The 16,963-nt window shown below is 45.5% G+C and carries 17 protein-coding genes; 7 read left to right on the forward strand and 10 right to left on the reverse strand.

What is annotated here, in order from left to right; genetic code table 11:
• Positions 1-6: 6 nt before the first annotated feature.
• Positions 7-1,392 carry an argininosuccinate lyase gene (gene argH, locus QUA44_RS16135; protein WP_333252320.1) on the forward strand — a complete coding sequence of 462 codons (1,386 nt, stop codon included), beginning with the start codon at positions 7-9 and terminating at the stop codon, positions 1,390-1,392.
• A 100-nt stretch (positions 1,393-1,492) separates the two neighbouring features.
• On the opposite strand, the gene QUA44_RS16140 is transcribed toward argH, so the two are convergent.
• Entirely contained in the window at positions 1,493-1,687 is a 195-nt protein-coding gene (locus tag QUA44_RS16140; RefSeq protein ID WP_333252319.1) for a hypothetical protein, read from the reverse strand.
• 466 nt (positions 1,688-2,153) lie between these two features.
• Between QUA44_RS16140 and bcp the strand changes: the two genes are divergently transcribed.
• From bcp to QUA44_RS16155, 3 genes are all read left to right on the forward strand, one after another.
• On the forward strand, positions 2,154-2,627 hold the full coding sequence (gene bcp / locus QUA44_RS16145; protein ID WP_333252318.1) for a thioredoxin-dependent thiol peroxidase: 474 nt from the start codon (positions 2,154-2,156) through the stop codon (positions 2,625-2,627).
• A gap of 77 nt (positions 2,628-2,704) precedes the next feature.
• Positions 2,705-3,160, forward strand: coding sequence for an NUDIX hydrolase (locus QUA44_RS16150; protein ID WP_333252317.1), 456 nt, complete (start codon positions 2,705-2,707; stop codon positions 3,158-3,160).
• Positions 3,161-3,318: 158 nt separating this feature from the next.
• Positions 3,319-4,125 carry an alpha/beta hydrolase gene (locus tag QUA44_RS16155; protein WP_333252316.1) on the forward strand — a complete coding sequence of 269 codons (807 nt, stop codon included), beginning with the start codon at positions 3,319-3,321 and terminating at the stop codon, positions 4,123-4,125.
• 64 nt (positions 4,126-4,189) lie between these two features.
• Here the strand turns inward: QUA44_RS16155 and QUA44_RS16160 are convergent, their stop codons facing one another.
• Entirely contained in the window at positions 4,190-5,101 is a 912-nt protein-coding gene (locus tag QUA44_RS16160) for a pantothenate kinase (RefSeq protein ID WP_333252315.1), read from the reverse strand.
• A gap of 313 nt (positions 5,102-5,414) precedes the next feature.
• On the opposite strand from QUA44_RS16160, the gene QUA44_RS16165 reads away from it, so the two are divergent.
• Positions 5,415-7,520: a GAF domain-containing protein gene (locus QUA44_RS16165; protein ID WP_333252314.1), complete on the forward strand. Its 2,106-nt coding sequence runs from the start codon at positions 5,415-5,417 to the stop codon at positions 7,518-7,520.
• Between the two features lie 10 nt (positions 7,521-7,530).
• Here QUA44_RS16165 and QUA44_RS16170 read toward each other — a convergent pair whose 3' ends face one another.
• Positions 7,531-8,316, reverse strand: coding sequence for an RDD family protein (locus tag QUA44_RS16170; protein ID WP_333252313.1), 786 nt, complete (start codon positions 8,314-8,316; stop codon positions 7,531-7,533).
• A gap of 37 nt (positions 8,317-8,353) precedes the next feature.
• The gene (locus tag QUA44_RS16175) at positions 8,354-9,184 is read right to left on the reverse strand and encodes a glycerophosphoryl diester phosphodiesterase membrane domain-containing protein (RefSeq protein ID WP_333252312.1); all 831 of its coding nucleotides are present in this window, start codon (positions 9,182-9,184) and stop codon (positions 8,354-8,356) included.
• 80 nt (positions 9,185-9,264) lie between these two features.
• Between QUA44_RS16175 and QUA44_RS16180 the strand changes: the two genes are divergently transcribed.
• Complete coding sequence (locus QUA44_RS16180) at positions 9,265-10,236, forward strand: stage II sporulation protein M (protein ID WP_333252311.1); 972 nt, start codon at positions 9,265-9,267, stop codon at positions 10,234-10,236.
• 131 nt (positions 10,237-10,367) lie between these two features.
• Here the strand turns inward: QUA44_RS16180 and QUA44_RS16185 are convergent, their stop codons facing one another.
• The 6 genes from QUA44_RS16185 to QUA44_RS16210 all read right to left on the reverse strand — a co-directional run bounded on the left by QUA44_RS16185 (position 10,368) and on the right by QUA44_RS16210 (position 15,081).
• Positions 10,368-11,696, reverse strand: a complete 1,329-nt coding sequence (locus QUA44_RS16185) for a DUF58 domain-containing protein (protein ID WP_333252310.1) — start codon at positions 11,694-11,696, stop codon at positions 10,368-10,370.
• 12 nt (positions 11,697-11,708) lie between these two features.
• Positions 11,709-12,098, reverse strand: a complete 390-nt coding sequence (locus QUA44_RS16190) for a VOC family protein (RefSeq protein WP_333252309.1) — start codon at positions 12,096-12,098, stop codon at positions 11,709-11,711.
• On the reverse strand, positions 12,095-12,394 hold the full coding sequence (locus tag QUA44_RS16195; RefSeq protein WP_333252308.1) for a helix-hairpin-helix domain-containing protein: 300 nt from the start codon (positions 12,392-12,394) through the stop codon (positions 12,095-12,097). Before QUA44_RS16195 ends, QUA44_RS16190 begins: the two co-directional genes overlap by 4 nt.
• A 61-nt stretch (positions 12,395-12,455) precedes the next feature.
• Positions 12,456-12,899, reverse strand: coding sequence for a GNAT family N-acetyltransferase (locus QUA44_RS16200; protein ID WP_333252307.1), 444 nt, complete (start codon positions 12,897-12,899; stop codon positions 12,456-12,458).
• 14 nt (positions 12,900-12,913) lie between these two features.
• The gene (locus QUA44_RS16205) at positions 12,914-13,864 is read right to left on the reverse strand and encodes a MoxR family ATPase (protein WP_333252306.1); all 951 of its coding nucleotides are present in this window, start codon (positions 13,862-13,864) and stop codon (positions 12,914-12,916) included.
• Positions 13,861-15,081 (reverse strand): DUF4350 domain-containing protein, encoded by a 1,221-nt coding sequence (locus QUA44_RS16210; RefSeq protein WP_445243732.1) that lies wholly within the window; start codon positions 15,079-15,081, stop codon positions 13,861-13,863. Before QUA44_RS16210 ends, QUA44_RS16205 begins: the two co-directional genes overlap by 4 nt.
• Positions 15,082-15,862: 781 nt before the next feature.
• On the opposite strand from QUA44_RS16210, the gene QUA44_RS16215 reads away from it, so the two are divergent.
• On the forward strand, positions 15,863-16,963 hold a 1,101-nt coding region (locus QUA44_RS16215; RefSeq protein ID WP_333309791.1), incomplete at its 3' end, for a Calx-beta domain-containing protein.

Genomic DNA, 16,963 nt, shown 5'->3' on the forward strand with positions numbered 1-16,963 from the left:
TGAGCAATGACAACACAACAAAAAACTTGGAGTCAAAGATTTGAATCGGCACTGCACCCGGCGATCGCCCGATTCAATGCTAGTATTGGCTTCGATATTGAATTGATTGAGTATGACTTGACGGGTTCTGTCGCTCACGCTAAAATGCTGGCAAAAACGGGGATTATTTCCGCAGCAGAAGGCGAACAGTTAGTCAATGGTTTGGAACAGATCCGCCGCGAATACCGCCAAGGACTTTTTGTTCCGGGAGTTGATGCAGAAGACGTTCACTTCGCTGTAGAGAAGCGGCTGACGGATATTGTGGGGGATGCGGGGAAAAAGTTGCACACGGCTCGATCGCGCAACGATCAAGCCGGCACTGATACTCGCTTGTATTTGCGCGATCGCATCGCCGAAATTCGATCGCAATTGCGAGAATTTCAAGGGGTTTTGCTGGAAATTGCAGAACTTAACGTAGAAACTTTAATCCCCGGTTACACGCACTTGCAGCGCGCTCAGCCGATCAGTTTGGCTCATTACCTGTTAGCTTATTTTGAAATGTCCGATCGCGATTGGGAACGCCTCGGCGATATCTCGAAGCGGGTGAATATTTCGCCTTTGGGTTGCGGCGCGCTGGCGGGGACGACTTTCCCGATCGACCGACATTATACGGCAGAACTCTTGCAATTTGACAAGGTTTATGCTAACAGCTTAGATGGAGTGAGCGATCGAGATTTTGCCATAGAATTTCTCGCTGCTGCCAGCTTGATTATGGTACACCTGAGCCGCTTGTCAGAAGAAATGATTTTGTGGTCTTCTCACGAATTTGGATTTATTACGCTCAAAGATAGCTGCGCTACTGGTTCTAGCATCATGCCCCAGAAAAAAAATCCCGACGTGCCGGAGTTGGTGCGGGGCAAAGCGGGGCGGGTGTTCGGTAACTTGCAAGCCTTGTTGGTAGTAGTGAAGGGACTTCCTTTGGCCTACAACAAAGATTTGCAAGAAGATAAAGAAGCTTTGTTTGATACCGTGAGAACGGTACAGGGTTGCTTGGAAGCAATGACGATTTTGCTGCGGGAAGGAATCGCCTTTAACGACGATCGCCTCGCGGCGGCAGTTACGGAAGACTTTTCTAACGCTACAGACGTAGCAGACTACTTGGCCGCCAAAGGCGTTCCCTTCCGGGAAGCTTACAACCTTGTCGGCAAAGTCGTCAAAACTTGCCTTTCGGGGGGCAAACTCCTCAAAGATTTGACACTTGAGGAGTGGAAAGACTTGCACCCAGCTTTTGAGACAGACATTTACAGCGCGATCGCACCTCAGCAAGTGGTGGCGGCTCGCAATAGTTACGGGGGTACCGGGTTTGAACAAGTGAGAAAATCACTTATCGCTGCGCGCGATCGGATCGCCTAAACATCGTTGAATTATTGGACAAATTCCGGCTGGCTATCTCTACGAAAGAACGATCGTGTTTTCCACTCTGGTTCTAAGTTCGGCAGATAGCCTGACTCAATTAATCTTCAGCAGCAGCCATGTCTTTGTCTCTGCCGCCGCCGCCGCTCATGGCGCCCATGCCACCGCCGTTGCCGCCGTCAAATCGTCTTCTCTTGTTGGAGAACATATCTTGATTTCTCCGCTTGCGAAACTTGCGAGCGTATGCTTGATTTCGTTGTGCCTTCTCTTTCTTGAGATTGCGGCGCTTAGCCATTATGACCTCACTAATAAACATTGACAGTCCCCGGGCTTTCACGCCCAGGGATTCTTAAGTTTGACACTCTGTGCACTCTTGGTGACTGAGATTCTTGGTTCAGCGAAGTCACTTACTGGCGACAGGATTGCTCCCGCCCAAGTATAGGTGTCTTCTCCCCAAGCGTAAATTCCGGTATGCCCTACCGTACTTGATCAGTTCTCTTTATGTAGTTAGGTTTTCTTCAAATTTAGCTTTCCTAAACCGCAACACCGTTAGGTGTGACTACGCACTCAACTAATCCAGTTAAGTTTTTACGTCGGCTAGTTATACTCAATTTTAGACCGATGATGATCATAGCACACCCGGTACAAGACCCAGAAAAAAGAACACCGGGATTCAAGTCGCTGGGAATCTGGGTTCGATCTGGACGCAATGTTTTTAATCTTCCAGAATATTTCTATAAACTCTTGACAAAATACGACAAATGACTATTAATCCCGGTGATGTAGCTCCTCTCTTCAGCCTGCCCGACGCGCAAGGCAATGTCGTCAGCCTTGCAGATTTGCGAGGCCGGCGAGCTGTACTCTATTTTTACCCTCGGGACAATACTCCCGGCTGTACGAAAGAAGCTTGCGGCTTTCGCGACATTTACTCCGAATACCGGGCGCGCAATATTGCAGTGCTAGGCGTCAGCACCGACGGGGCCGCGTCTCACGCTAAGTTTGCAGCTAAATATCAACTGCCTTTTCCTTTGCTGTGCGACTTAAACGCCGAAGTTGCTACCGCCTACGGCTGTTACGGACTCAAAAAATTTATGGGAAAAGAATTTATGGGAATTACTCGATCGACCTTCGCGATCGACCCTGATGGTAGGATTGAAAAGGTTTATTGCAAAATCAAACCCGAATTTCACGCAGCGGAGATTTTAGCAGACTTGCTAGAAATCTCGCCTGAATGACAAATGCAAAATTAAGACTCCAGAGCTGCGAGCTAGGAGGCCTAAAATTACTTTCTCCTAAACAAGCTTTTGAGTTTATGCGTCGATTGTGGCAAATTGGACAAACTGTGCTGGGGCTGATTTTTCGACATCCCGTCACTGGTACTGCGGTGATTCCCATATTACCTGACGGGCGAATTGTGTTAATTCGCCGCCGCGACAACGGTCGCTGGGGACTGCCGGGAGGTATGGTGGACTGGGGAGAGGATGTTCCGACAACAGTGCGACGGGAATTGGCGGAGGAAACAGGACTCGATTTAGTCAAAATCCGTCGCTTGGTGGGTGTTTATTCGGCTGCCGATCGAGATCCTCGCCTGCACTCGATTTGTATCGTGGTGGCAGCAGAGGTGCAGGGCAAGATGCAAGTTCAGGATACGCTTGAAATTAGCGAGGTTGAGGCTTTTTTGCCCGGATCGATGCCGGAGGGCGCGCTCAGCCACGATAACGACCAGCACTTACAGGACTATTTTCAAGGCCTGACAACTTTGGCGTAAATCGGCGGGGCATCGAAATTTGAGAAAAGTCGGAAATTACCTCGCCGTCAAAAATTGTCTGTGATGACTGGGGAATTAATTTTTAATGTTTTCCTACTTTTATTCACAATCTTTGAACATTAAATTAATCATCTTTTTATTACTAAATATTTAACCGGATGTACTCACCGCTACGCAATTCTCGGGTCAAACTCTCTGTAGGGCAAATCTTTTGGCACGAAGTCGGTCAAGGCCCGAATTTAGTATTTTTGCACGGTTCTTGGCACGACAGCAGTCAGTGGCTGAGGACGATCGAACATTTGAGCCCCTACTACCACTGCTTCGCACCGGATTTGCTGGGGTTTGGTGACTCGGAACGCCCGAATCTTCATTATTCGATCGACCTGGAAGTAGAATGTCTCGCTCAATACCTCGATACTTTGAAGTTGCGACAAGTTTATTTAATCGCTCACTCTCTGGGAGGCTGGGTGGCCACCACCTACGCTATCAAATATCCCGATCAAGTTCAGGGTTTGGTGTTGTTGGCCCCAGAAGGCGTCAAGGTTGGCAACCGGCGGGGGCGGTGGCAGACGGCTAGCTGGCTGATCGGCAAACCTCCGCTGGCTTTGTGGTTGCTACGATCGATCTATCCAATTGCTAAGTTGCTGGGTAGCCAAAAAAAGATTGACGGATTGCTCAAGTTCAGACAGCAGTTGATGGAGTCCCCTGTTGCCGTGCAGTTGCTGTTCCAGCGGCGGCGGGCTGAAATTACAGCGGAATTAGTTGATGAGAATTTGCCTTTGCTGAAAGCGCCTGTTTTGCTGTTGCACGGTTCTGAAGATGCTCCCGCAGCTTCCTCTCTGTGTCAATCCTATGCTGCTCTGGCTCCTAATGCCGAACTGCAATTGGTCAGTCCGGGGGAAAGCAATTTGCCACAGGAAGTCCCGGATGTTGTTGCTAACTATATTCACGAGTTTGCTAGGTGAATTGGGAACTGGTAATTATTGGGAATTGGTCATTGATAAAATGACAACAGTCAACAGTTAACAGTCAACAGTCAACATTTAACAGGCTAATTCCCCAAAAAATAGCATCTGGTGCGTCAATTAAGCCTGCGGCTGTATCAGGAAAGGCTGCTGTGAGGTATTTTAAAAGCATAGTGCGATCGCCCCCCGTGAGTGCAATTTTGCTATTAGGAAACAAACACCGCCAATCTTGAATAAAATCCCTAACTCCTGCCACCGTCGCATACACAACTCCGCTTTGAATTGCCCCAGCAGTGTCTGTCGCCCAGCGGTATGGCAGATTTTGTGGTAAACTGATTAAGGGTAATGCAGCGGTTTTTTTGCCTAGCGACGATAACTGCAAACCCAAACCGGGTAAGATGGCGCCCCCAACTAAATACCTATTGACATCAGCCCCAGTAAATGTTAAAGCTGTACCAGCATCTATAAGTAAAATTGGCCAACCCAATTGGTTGCCAGCACCGAGTAAAGCCAAAGCTCTGTCAATTCCTAGCGTAGGATAGAGTCCCCCGATCGGCAACAGGTCTAAAGTAATAATTCGGACATCAGGATAACTCTGCCAAATTGCTGTTTGTTGGGGAACAACTGAGGCTAAAACTAGAGGCAGGGGAACTAAAGAAAGTGTGTGAGGACTAGAAAAAGCGGGAGTAGCAGGAAGACAAGGAAGATTTTGAGAAGATATTTCCTCGATCGACCTCCTTACTGTTTGTACCAAATATTCGACCTTTTGGGCTTCGGAGAGCCGGGAAACAGCATCAGCTTTGAGATGCTCTGTATCCCATGTTTTCTCCAGAGTTTTGCCCGCAAATAATCCCCAGTGCAGGCGCGAATTCCCGATCGCCAAAGCTATTTTAATCACACCTTTACCTGTCAATTCAGAGGTAAGGTTCTCGGTACAATCTTGCGGGCTAAAATTGTCAGCAATTGGTTTTTCCATGATGCTCGAACGCGCAAATATTGAACTAAAGATAGATGTTAGATTAATTTTATTCGCTTAATCGCGCGGTTAACTCTATTTGACATCTGACCAAGTTCAATGGGGCGCGCCAATTAGTATTGTAGGCTGCAGAGCGCATACTTTATATTTATAAATATTTGTAAAGCAAATAATTGCTATGCTCTGGCTGCATCCTTTATAATGTCTTAAGATATTCCAAAAGTCCTGGTAGCTGCGATCGGACTCTTGGCGGGGTAAGCACAAATCTAAAAAACCAGGATCGATCAAAATACTGTACCAATGCTGAGTAAATATGTCTTTAAAAATACAAGAACACGAAAACCCCTCGCCGAGATTAACTTCGCGGTTGCCTGAACCTGAAAAGTGGATGCAGGAAGAAAGTCTTTCGCTGCCGGAAGTAGACCAACAAAAAGCCCTAATCGTGCAGATGCAGCAGCAAGTTCAGTTATCAAGCTTGCTGAACCAAATTAATAACGAAATTCGCAGTACACTTGACATAGAAGAAATTTTGACATCGGCCTGCAGATTGCTGGGGCAAGCATTACAGTGCAGTCGCGTGAGCATTTTAGTCAAAGAATCCAATACAGAAAAAACTTTAGTCACGCGCGGAGAGTACAACGCGGGGGACTATCCGATTCAACTGGGCATGAAAGTACCGATTACTGACAACCCGCACTTGGCTGCAGTCGTGTCTCAGCAAGAGTCGCTAGCAGTGACGAAGTTTCTCGATTTTCCGGGATTGAACGAACAAACCCGAAAAATTGCTTTATCTTTGGAAATTAAGTCAATGCTGGCAGTAGCTACTCGCTATCAAGGTGAAATGAATGGCATAATTGGCTTGCATCAGTGCGATCGCGAACGAGAATGGACTCATTGGGAACGGCAGCTTTTAGAAGGGGTAGCATCGCAATTGGCGATCGCGATCAATCAAGCCAAACTCTACAGCAAAACGCGCCGCCAAGCCGAACGAGAATCGCTGCTGCGGCTGATCGGCAACCAAATTCGCAGTACCCTGGATCTGGGAACAATCCTGGAAACAGCGGTGAGGGAAGTCCGCCAAATGTTGCAGTGCGATCGAGTAATTATCTATCAGTTTCAAGACAACTGGCAAGGAAAAGTTGTTGTTGAAAATATGACGGTTCCTTGGCCTTCAATTTTAGGAGATATGGGGGCTGATAAGTGTTTCCGGGGAGATTACGCCGATCTTTACCAGCAAGGGCGAGTCAAAGCAATTAATGATATTTTTAATGCTGGTTTAGAGCCTTGCCATGTCGATTTCTTAGATAGTTTGCAGGTAAAAGCTAATCTGATTGTGCCAATTGTTACATCAACAACTGAAGAAAATACCCCCGACACAGCCGGAAGCTATAATCCTAAATTTCCCGGTAAACTGTGGGGTTTGCTGATTGCTCACGAGTGCCGGGATACCCGCAATTGGCAGCGGCAAGAAACGGAGTTGCTGTCGCAGCTAGCCGACCAAATGGCGATCGCCATTCAGCAAGCAGAACTTTACAGCCAAGTCCAAGATGCTGCAGTAAAATCTCAAGCTCAAACCCAGCAGTTGCAGGCTGCGTTAGAAGAATTGCGATCGGCACAGCAGCAATTGATTCAAAGCGAAAAAATGTCAGGTTTGGGGCAAATGGTAGCCGGAATTGCTCATGAAATTAACAACGCCAACAATTTCATCCACGCTAACTTGTTTCACGCTCAAGAATATTTTAAAGCCTTAAACGAAGCTCTAGAACTAGCCGGAAATGCCTGCCCGGAAGCAGCGGAAGCAATTGTCAGAATCAATGAAGAACTCGAACTCGATTACATTCGAGAAGATTTTGGTAAACTGCTAAATTCAATGCGAGAAGGCAGCGGCAGGATTCGCTCGATCGTGATGACGCTGCGAAATTTTTCTCGTTTAGACCACGCTGAATTAAAACCTGTAGATTTGAATGAAGGTTTAGAAAGCAGTTTTTTGATGCTGCAAAATAAGCTAAAAACCCATATCAAAATAGACAAGCAATACGGCAGTTTGCCACCTGTCCAATGTCATGCCAGTCAAATTAACCAAGTATTTTATAATTTGATTGACAATGCTTTAGATGCGCTCCAGTCAACGAGCAAACCGGGGGAATTAACCATCCGCAGTTGGCAAAGCGAGCCGGACTGGGTAACAATCTCTGTCCGCGACACGGGAACTGGCATTCCTGCAGAAATTCAAGACAAGATTTTTGACCCATTTTTTACTACTAAGCCTGTGGGAAAAGGCACTGGTTTAGGACTTTCAGTGTGCTATCAGGTAATTGTTCAAGCTCATGGTGGCAAGCTGAGTTGCGTCAGTCAGGTTGGCGAAGGAACTGAATTGATTGTGGAGTTACCGCTGACAAATCATAGGGTAGGTGTATAATTCCTGCTTTTTAATTGTCAACTTGCTGCTGATAGGCATGATATACAGCCTCTAAAAACAGATTAGCATCAACTTTTGTCGGCAGTTTTCCCAAACCAATGATTTCTTTAACCTGAGTAGCCAGTTGTTTGCTCAATTCATTTCTGGCATTAGGTATCATAGCTTCGCGCCGCTGTAAATACTCTCGAACAACAGCAAAATCTTCTGGCAGCAAGCGGGATATATCAGCCTCTATCAGCAGTTTCTTTGCCAGGGATCGAGCCGATGTTGAGACTTTCCATGCAGCACTCACAGGTTGTTCTTCTTGAATTACCAGGGTGCCTGCTACCAAATCTCCTAAACGTTTTTCCCGCTGGCTGAACACTATAAAAAATACGCCTATAAAAAATAAGTCGTCAAAAGGTCGCAGCAAAGCCCGTAGTGTTGATTGCTGAAGCCTGACTGGACGGCCGTCATCCCTAATTACTCGGATTTTGACACGACGCTTGCCTGGTGTTTGACCGCACCACACCGTTTCAAAAAATACAAAGTAACCTACATAAATGAAAAAACCAATTAATACCTGAACTGCTATCAACCAGAGTTCTAAGCGATTGGTAATTCCTAGCAACTGTGCGATCGTCTCAAGCAACACTGAATTAAATATTAGTACACCTACTAGAAACACTATTAAAATCAAACCAAAAATGATATAGTCGAGCAGCAATGCGTAGGCTCGGTTGCCAATTCCCGCTAAGGTAAATTCGAGTTCTACACTTTCGGGAGTGTGGAGAGTGAATCGATTAAAAAGTCGCATAAATTTGAGCAAATTTTATGTTTTGACTGAGGCTTAATTAGCGATCGCGGATTTGCAAACCAAAACCTTCTTTGCGGCTGCGGAGGTCGTAGTAGATAATGGCTTTCATAGCCTGCCAAAAAGGAGTTACCAGCGCGCCAAAGCCAAAGCTCAGGAGCAAAACCAAAATCCAATAAACTAAGAAGTATAGACTGGATTCTGGCCCGAAAAGTCTAAGTAAAACAACTTGAAGGATCACGGTAAGTACATTTGACACAATGTAGACCGGGAGAGATACCAAAAAGGCAACAACAACTATCCACTGAATGCGTCCCACCGACCCCTTAGTTAACTCCCAACTGCGACTGATTGCTGAACTAGCACTCTGATTGTTCTCGATAGCCAGCGGCACCTCAACAATCAGTAAGCGAGAGAGAATTCGGATATATATAATTAAGAAAGCAATGACCCCAACGGCTACCAGCAAACCTCCAATAATTGTGCCATTTTGCCCAAAGATAGTAGCAGCCCCGAGTCCCACAATTAACAGCGCGATCACAAATCCCAAGTAGACACCCATGTAAATCAGAAATGTCAATACACCCGCCCATAAAAAACGCCACATCCGAGGATTAACCTCACTGTTAGCATCACTGACAGTCTCGGGATTTTCCCTAACTTCAGCGAAAGCCAGACGAGAAATAAGCGCTGAGATGGCAGAATATTTAGCCCAACCATAAATCGGAACTAACAACCACAGATAAGCTGTGAAAGCCAAACCAAAATATGACTTAAAACGATCGCGGTAAATGCGCAAAGCAGCACTAACAACATTACCGACGCTCAAGGGGCCTGTTTGTCCAGAAGAACTAAGATTTTTTTTAGGCATGGCTGGATGGATTTAGTTGTGTGAGGCGGAAAATTTACACCTATCTTAAGCTATATCTAATATAACTTAGTCAAAACTTTATGAATATTAAACGTTGGATCGCGCGGCGAGAACCCAACTGGAAACGGTTGGACACTCTTTTACAGCAAGTTGAAAAAAAGGGGCTAAAGTCCCTACCTGCGTCTGAAATCACGGAATTAGCGAGTTTGTACCGTTCTGTGTCGGCGGATTTGGCTAGGGCGAGGACAAATGAAGTCGGTAATATTTTGTTACAAGATTTGCAAAGGTTAACTTCTCGCGGCTATACCCAAATTTACCAAGGTTCGCGCCGCCAAGATTGGGAAGCTATGGTGGAGTTTTGTCGCTGGGGTTTTCCGGCTACGGTACAGGAGACGTTTGGTTATACGGCGACTGCGACAGGTATTTTTTTAGTAATGGGGTTGATTGCTTGGTGGTTTGCTTGGCAAGATCCGACGTTTTTGTCCCTAGTAGTTCCTGGACATTTGATTAAAATGGTGCGCGATGAGGGGAAATTGTGGATGGGTTCAATTGTGGGAATCGAACCTTTAGCTTCTAGCGGTATTATGACTAACAATCTATCTGTATGCTTTGCGGCTGTTGGGGGAGGGATTGTTTTCGGTATTTACACTGTTTATATTATGGCATTTAATGGAGTGAGCATCGGGGCGATCGCCAGTTTAGTAGCTCAGCACAATTTAGCTTACCCTTTTTGGGCGTTTGTATTTCCTCACGGTTCCCTGGAATTGCCAGCTATTTTTTTAGCTGGAGGCGCTGGTTTAATCATCGCTCGGGCAATTTTTTTTCCTGGCAAATACCGTCGTGCTGATGCGATGAAATTTTACGGTACTCAAGCTGCACAATTGGTATTTGGAATTGTGCCGATGCTGGTAATTGCTGGTACGATAGAGGGTTTTTTCTCGCCAAATCCGGCAATTCCCGATCCATTGAAGTATTTGGCTGGGATTGGATTGTTTGCGCTGCTGGTGATGTATTGCAGTAAAAGGCGATCGGCTGAAGTTGCGAGAGTTTGAGACTTTAGCTGAGAATATTAGACGAGCAATTGCAGAGATTTTTGATAGCCTGTCAACCGCAGATGTAAGGCAGATTAACACAGATTAACGCAGATAATTTCAAGAGAGGAGAGAGAATTTAGCTGAGAAGATTAAAGCTGATTCCGAGACTTAAGTTGCAAATATCGGTTAACTAATTGCTCGCTAATTTGATTGGCTGGTGCATCCAAAACCAAAACTCCTTTTTGTTTCAACTGTGCAAAAGCTACCTGACGCTGTGCTAGTAAATCTAATGCTACAGCACGATTATAAGCAGGTGTAATTTGCACGGTGGAAGTTTGAGCGATTTTGTCAACTTGAGGGTCGCGCAAAGTTACGCAAAAAGGCAAATAACGAGGTGTTAAACGCGCTAAAGCCGAAAGCATTTCTGTAGAGGCGGTAACGTCTACTAAATCAGTAATGAGCACTACTAATGCACGGCGAGTTTGTTGACTTACTAATTTAGTTACAGCACCAACATAGTCTGGTTCTAACAAAACTGGCTGAATTGGTGCGAGGCGTTCAATTAATTTGGATAGTTGATGTTGTCCCCTTTCTGGAGGTATCCAAGTGGTGATTTCGCGATCGAACACGCCGACTCCCACGCGATCGCCCCGATTTAGTCCAGCCAAGGCTAAAGACAGCGCTGCATTCACTCCCCAGTCAAAACGCTTCAAACCCTGCACTCGCGCCGTCATCAGCCGTCCCCTGTCGAGTAAAATAATCAAAGTTTGCTCTTTTTCTGGTTCTAAAACTCTGACTAAAGGGCGCGATCGCCTCGCAGTAGCTTTCCAATCAATCAAGCGAGGATCATCACCAATACCATATTCCCGCAGTTCGGCAAATTCAGTTCCCATGCCGAGTTTTTGTAACCGCCGCATTGTGCCGCTATTTTCCAATGTTAGCCGAATAGAGAGTTCTTTCAACGTCACTAAATCGGGATAAACGGCCACTTTTTCACTAGCAGGTATTTTCCAGTCGTGCCATGCTAAACCCCAGCTTCCCAACTGTCGCACCTGAATATCTCCCCACTTATATTCGCCTCTACTTTGCGGGCAGATTGTATAACTTAATTCCTGATCGCTGTTAGGATTGAGTTCGGCTTCCAGCAGCGATTGAGAGACATCAAACTCTAGCGGATAGGAGTCGCGCAGGCGAATTTTAGCTGTTCGATCTGCCATTAGCGCCGCCCTCGGAGAGGATCGCACTGACAGTAAAACCGGATTGTCTCGCCCAATCGAAAGTCTGTGCAACGGATGGCGCGTCACTTGCACCCGATGAGATTTTACGCGCTGTGCATCGGTAATTGCTAGACCCATAATTAAACTGTCAAATAGCAAAGTGCCGATAATACTTGTCTGCTGATTTACAAGCATAGCAAGCAAAAGGGCGATCGGAATGGCGATCGCTAACAGGAAATAAAGGCGAATAGCAGGAATCATTACAATTTCTGATTAAGATACTGGTGTACACAATTCAACGAGAGTTCCGTCGGGACATCTAACATAGGAAACAATCTGACCCCAAGGTTTTTTGAGAGGTGCTTTTAACTCTAATGCACCGGCTGCGATCGCTTGTTGATGTGCCATTTCTACTGAATCAGTAGTAAATGCTATTTCAACACCTAAAGGTTGCTCCGATGAATCAGCCGAAATATAACCATTTGGGAAATTTGATGCGCCTAGAGAATGTGTAGCAAAAGATAAAGTTGTTTCCCCAGTGTCAAGTTCACCATAATCTCCTGATTCATCAATGAACTTCTTTTTGAACCCAAAAGCCATTTCAAAAAAAATCAATGAACTTAGTACGTCAGCAACGTAAATAATTGTATATCCGAATTTCATTTGCTTTCTTCCTTTACATGATTTGCAAGTAGTTTACGTCGTTCACCTGTATAACTCCACCAAGGCTTAGCTGGTTCGCCATTGAGGAACCTTTTGACAGAAATGAGAGTGTCAAGTACACATGGATCGTGGCGATGTCCCATGACATTAGCAAGTTCGTGAAAGACTTCTAATGGCGATCGCGTTTTAAGTTGATCTGGTTGCTCAATACCAATGCTTCGCAAATCCGCACTAATTGATTTCCCAATGTTTGGCAGGTCTTCAAGCTTCTTGACTTCATTTAGAGACTTTTTCATACTTCTGGTGTGGTATTTTTGACCTCTATTCCTACAATACTTGCGTAATAAAGATTTTTTGTCATGAATTCGATTCCTCCAAACGAAACGTAAACATAACATGATCGCTCGGTGTTTCTGGATTACCAACAGCCGAATACAGATTCATCGCTGCTGTATTTTCGCGATCGGTAAGCACCCAAGCTTCTATACAACCCAACTCACGAGCAACCTCAAATACTGCATTCATCAAACGCTTCCCCAAACCTTGCCGACGATGAGTTTCTGCTACGCTAACCTCGTTAATCCACAGTTCGGGACGTGTCTTGTCGGGATGAACATAATGAACTGCTGAGACAAAGCCGACAACTCGATCGTCATCGATTGCAACAGCCAGATGGTGGCGCGAGTCTGCCAAAAATTCTTCAGTACGCGGGATATCGATCGAGTTGTCAAAGACATCTGGATCGACATTCTTGAGAATATCTAAATCCTTACGATCCAGAATTTTGATGGCGATCGTCATAGTTATATTTCAGTTTACCTCGGTACAGCAACTTGTTTTAATACCGAAGCAATTACCGAATCAATTTGCAAACCATCTAACAGCGATTCGGGTTTGAGAATCAGACGGTGACGCAAAAGCGGCAGTGCGATCGCCTTGACATCATCAGGAGTAGTATAATCCCTGCCGGCCAGCCAAGCGTGAGCTTTACTACTTTGCAACCAAGCTACAGCCGATCGCGGAGAAGCACCCAATGCCAAATCGGGATGTTTTCGCGTATTGTGTACCAAAGCTAGCACGTAATCGAGCACTTTCTCTTCTACTTTGATTGTTTGTACTGCTTGACGGGCGCTAATTATTTGCTCTACCGTTGCTAAAGGTTTTATCCCAGCTAAATCGATGCGTCTGGCGCGAAATCCTGCCTCTGCATTCAGCAACATTTGCTTTTCGGCGGCTGCATCGGGATAGTCAACCACAAGTTTAAATAAAAATCGATCTAACTGAGCTTCTGGTAGCGGATAAGTGCCTTCAAATTCTAGGGAATTTTGAGTGGCGATCGTCCAAAACAATTCTGGCAGAGCTAAAGTCTCACCGTCTAACGTTACCTGCTGTTCTGCCATTGCTTCTAGCAGTGCTGACTGAGTTTTCGGAGGCGTGCGATTAATTTCATCTGCCAGCAAAATTTCAGTAAAAACTGGCCCTTTTTTCAATGTAAAACTGTGGCTGTTAAAATCAAAAATATTCGTTCCCAAGATATCCGACGGCAAAATATCCGGAGTTAGTTGAACGCGACGAAAATCTGCTTGAATCAGTTTGGAGATCGCTTTTACAAGTAGAGTTTTCCCAGTTCCCGGCACTCCCTCCACAATCACATGGCCGCCGCTCAGAAGTGCCACTAACAACTGCTGTATTATGGAAGATTGACCCACCACTATTTTGTCGAGGGTTTGGCTGAGGCGCTGAAAAATAGAGTTTATTTCGCTCATGTTATATCTTTCCTATTAGAGGGGAGATGTTGACGGATCTGCTCCCATTTACCCAACCAGGCTAGCAAATCTGTATCGCTGATTCGGTGGCGTTTCTGAGAAAGCGAGGGCAGAACTTCTGACAATTCTGTCGCTTTTCGCCCTGTTTGCTCTACCCAAGCATTTGTTAGGGCTTCACTTTCCAGCGATCCCTGTCCCAATAATAATGCTTTTTGTAGTTGTAACTGTTCTTCTTTTCCAATAATTTCTACCGCAAAATCAGTGCTGTTTGCTTTTTGCAAGACACCCGCTAATGCTTGAATGTAAGCTTCGCTGTTGTCAACGGCCGGCCCTGATATAGTTACAGGCTGCCCAAACCTGTTCCACCCGGCAAAAATAGCAACGATTAGGATAATTGTACCCTGTATCAAAACTGGAAATAGAGGAGTTTTGGCTAAATAAGTAAATAAATTGTACGCGCCGGATTCGCGTTTAATCACTTCTGGATCTTTGTAGCCGTGAATGTATTCGTCTACCCAGACTTTATTGAGGAGGATTTTACTCGTTCCCTGGCTTTGCGGGTGGCTCGAATTTTGGATTAATTTCACTGCTAGAGCCTGCTGGGTTCCTTCTATTTCTTGTTCTCCACCTTCTAATTGAGTAACCAGCCCTGCTAAAAATTCATAATTACCTGGAAAATCCTGATAAGCATTAGCAGCTAAATGGGAGGTGCTGGAAAAATAAACTGTTCCCTTACCCAGTGTTTTTTTCCAAACAATTGCCCCAAATTGATCATCTAAAACTTGTTTTTTGTCGCTGGGGTATCTCCGCCCCGTGTCAATCTTGATTTCCCCGGCTGAAGCTTGATGCAAGCTACTAAAAGAAGCTGCTGTCACTGGTGCGCGAACGCCCAAAATTACCAAAGTATTGCCCTGTTTTACCCAATTGTTCTCTCGCTCGGAAACAGCTTCTGGTATCAAGCTACTATATATGCGTAAAAGTGTACTTGGCAGTTTTCCATCTTGGTTTTTAGCAAAGTCTTCAAAAGGTTTTTGCCAGCGCTTAACTTCGGTTCCCCGTTTAGACATAAAAGCATACCATGCTCCGTAGCCGTCCGGCGCTCTATTATAGGTAGAACCGCTGTTAATTTTGTTGTTAGCAGGAGCAAATAGCAGGGTAATTATAATTATTGCAGTAATGGCGATCGCTCCCAACAACCATAACCTACGCTTTGACAATTTCATCGCTCGTTAAGTAAGTAAATACAAATAAATATAACATGAGGGGGGGTTTTGAATGAATCAACTCACTCCTTATGTAGAACCCATTTGACATCTTTTAGCGATCGTCAATCACGTTACGGATCAGCAATAAACTTGGTTTTTTACCATCGCATTTTTCAAGGAATCAGATTTAACTTACGCCCTAACCTCAATTTTCAGGAATTCTCAACTGGCTTATGCTTAGACATATAAACATATAAGTATTTTTACTCATAATTGTCTCGGCTGATTCACTTTTGTCCGCTGAATCACTGAAAGCTGCCTCTTGGGGGCCCGGAATGTGGGATTTAAGCTCTCCTCTACAGATGTGGAAAACCCGCTTTTGACAATACTCCGGACAGTTTTTGAGGCCGAGGCTGAAACCCTCATTCTACCGTTAGCATTTGACCTCACTGAGAAGGCTGAAACCCGCATTATGCCGTTAGTGATTGAAAACTGTCCGGACTATTGTTTTGAGAGGGCTGAAAAAAAGATCGCAATTTTTCCGGATAAAACTTATTGATGATGAAAGTTAGAGATATCTATGTAAATAGGTGTAAATAGGTGTAAGTATTTACACTCAGCATTCGATCGGGGGCAATAATACCTTCAGATGCTTATTGGGCAAGCATTTTTACTTGATTTACCTGCACGTATGAGGAAATTTTTCTTGCAGTAACCGATCGCTACAAGAAAGCACAACCTCTGGTTTTCAGTCACTTCTAATCCTTAATTACTCATTATCAAAAGAGAAGCTATGGCTACTATCAATGGTTCTTTGGGTCAAAACACTAATTACAGCAGCATCAGTGACCTAATTACACAATGGCCTACTGCCGCCCAGGATCAAGGCATCCAACTGTCTGGGATAGCTTTTGATGGCTTTGAAACGAACTACACTAACCCTACTCCCATCAGCAACCTCACGTTAGCAACGAACGAAACCCCTAAAAGCGGGTTGAGCTACGGCGGTACCGGTGGTATCGGTGTCATAGGCTCTTATAGTGGTTGGTTTACCGATGTCAATAAATTGCGGGCGGAAATCAACTATGACCCCAACACCAATCAATCTCAGGCGCTGAAGGTGAAATGGGCAGATAACAAAGACATCACTAGCGCCACGATCGGCCTGAGTGGATTACTTCCCAAATCAAGTTCTACAGTGAACGATCAAGGCGATGAAGTTGGTTTGCTGCAACTCTTTAATGATGGGGCGCCGGTATCGGCCAGCAATTTTACGATCACTCGCCTCAGCGCTCCTGCCACTCCAAAACCGCTCGGTGTGTCTTCAGATGGAGTGACTTTCACTGGCGATAGTATTGATGGCAATTTCACATTCCAGATAGTAGGAGACTCTCTCACCGGCGTTACTTTTGACGAACTGCGGTTCTCCGCCAAAGGCTACACGAACCCCACCGCTGCCTACCTCAGCACCTCCCCCAAAAGCGATAGTTCCGACTACCTAGTGCGGAGTATTCAATATCAAGGCATTGATGTGACGCCGACGCCGACGCCAACTCCGACGCCAACTCCGGCGACAACTCCAAGTATCTTCCAGTTCCAGCAACCAAATTACACAGTGGCTGAAGGGGGCGTGGCGACGATTAACGTTACTCGCACCGGTGGCACGGCGGCTGCATCGATTAACTACGCTACTCTAGACGGTTCGGCAAGTTCAGCAGGCACAGCAGCGGATTACACTAGCGCGACAGGGGCGTTGAATTTTGCTGCGGGGGTAACTACCGCTAGTTTCACCGTGACGGCTTTGACTGATTCGATTGTGGAATCGGCGGAATCGGTGAATTTGGTGCTCTTCGGTGGCAATGTCGGCAGTAGTCCGTCAATTTTGACGATTAAT

The sequence above is a fragment of the Microcoleus sp. N9_A2 genome (assembly GCF_036701775.1).
In the GTDB taxonomy this organism is placed as follows: domain Bacteria; phylum Cyanobacteriota; class Cyanobacteriia; order Cyanobacteriales; family Microcoleaceae; genus Microcoleus.

Excerpts from the sequence above, each read along its gene's own strand:
- QUA44_RS16180 (WP_333252311.1), top strand. The coding sequence starts at position 9,265 with ATGAATATTAAACGTTGGATCGCGCGGCGAGAACCCAACTGGAAACGG.
- QUA44_RS16150 (WP_333252317.1), top strand. The coding sequence starts at position 2,705 with ATGCGTCGATTGTGGCAAATTGGACAAACTGTGCTGGGGCTGATTTTT.
- QUA44_RS16185 (WP_333252310.1), bottom strand. The coding sequence starts at position 11,696 with ATGATTCCTGCTATTCGCCTTTATTTCCTGTTAGCGATCGCCATTCCG.
- QUA44_RS16165 (WP_333252314.1), top strand. The coding sequence starts at position 5,415 with ATGTCTTTAAAAATACAAGAACACGAAAACCCCTCGCCGAGATTAACT.
- QUA44_RS16160 (WP_333252315.1), bottom strand. The coding sequence starts at position 5,101 with ATGGAAAAACCAATTGCTGACAATTTTAGCCCGCAAGATTGTACCGAG.
- QUA44_RS16175 (WP_333252312.1), bottom strand. The coding sequence starts at position 9,184 with ATGCCTAAAAAAAATCTTAGTTCTTCTGGACAAACAGGCCCCTTGAGC.
- QUA44_RS16195 (WP_333252308.1), bottom strand. The coding sequence starts at position 12,394 with ATGAAAAAGTCTCTAAATGAAGTCAAGAAGCTTGAAGACCTGCCAAAC.
- QUA44_RS16205 (WP_333252306.1), bottom strand. The coding sequence starts at position 13,864 with ATGAGCGAAATAAACTCTATTTTTCAGCGCCTCAGCCAAACCCTCGAC.
- argH (WP_333252320.1), top strand. The coding sequence starts at position 7 with ATGACAACACAACAAAAAACTTGGAGTCAAAGATTTGAATCGGCACTG.
- QUA44_RS16190 (WP_333252309.1), bottom strand. The coding sequence starts at position 12,098 with ATGAAATTCGGATATACAATTATTTACGTTGCTGACGTACTAAGTTCA.
- QUA44_RS16155 (WP_333252316.1), top strand. The coding sequence starts at position 3,319 with ATGTACTCACCGCTACGCAATTCTCGGGTCAAACTCTCTGTAGGGCAA.
- QUA44_RS16140 (WP_333252319.1), bottom strand. The coding sequence starts at position 1,687 with ATGGCTAAGCGCCGCAATCTCAAGAAAGAGAAGGCACAACGAAATCAA.
- bcp (WP_333252318.1), top strand. The coding sequence starts at position 2,154 with ATGACTATTAATCCCGGTGATGTAGCTCCTCTCTTCAGCCTGCCCGAC.
- QUA44_RS16170 (WP_333252313.1), bottom strand. The coding sequence starts at position 8,316 with ATGCGACTTTTTAATCGATTCACTCTCCACACTCCCGAAAGTGTAGAA.
- QUA44_RS16200 (WP_333252307.1), bottom strand. The coding sequence starts at position 12,899 with ATGACGATCGCCATCAAAATTCTGGATCGTAAGGATTTAGATATTCTC.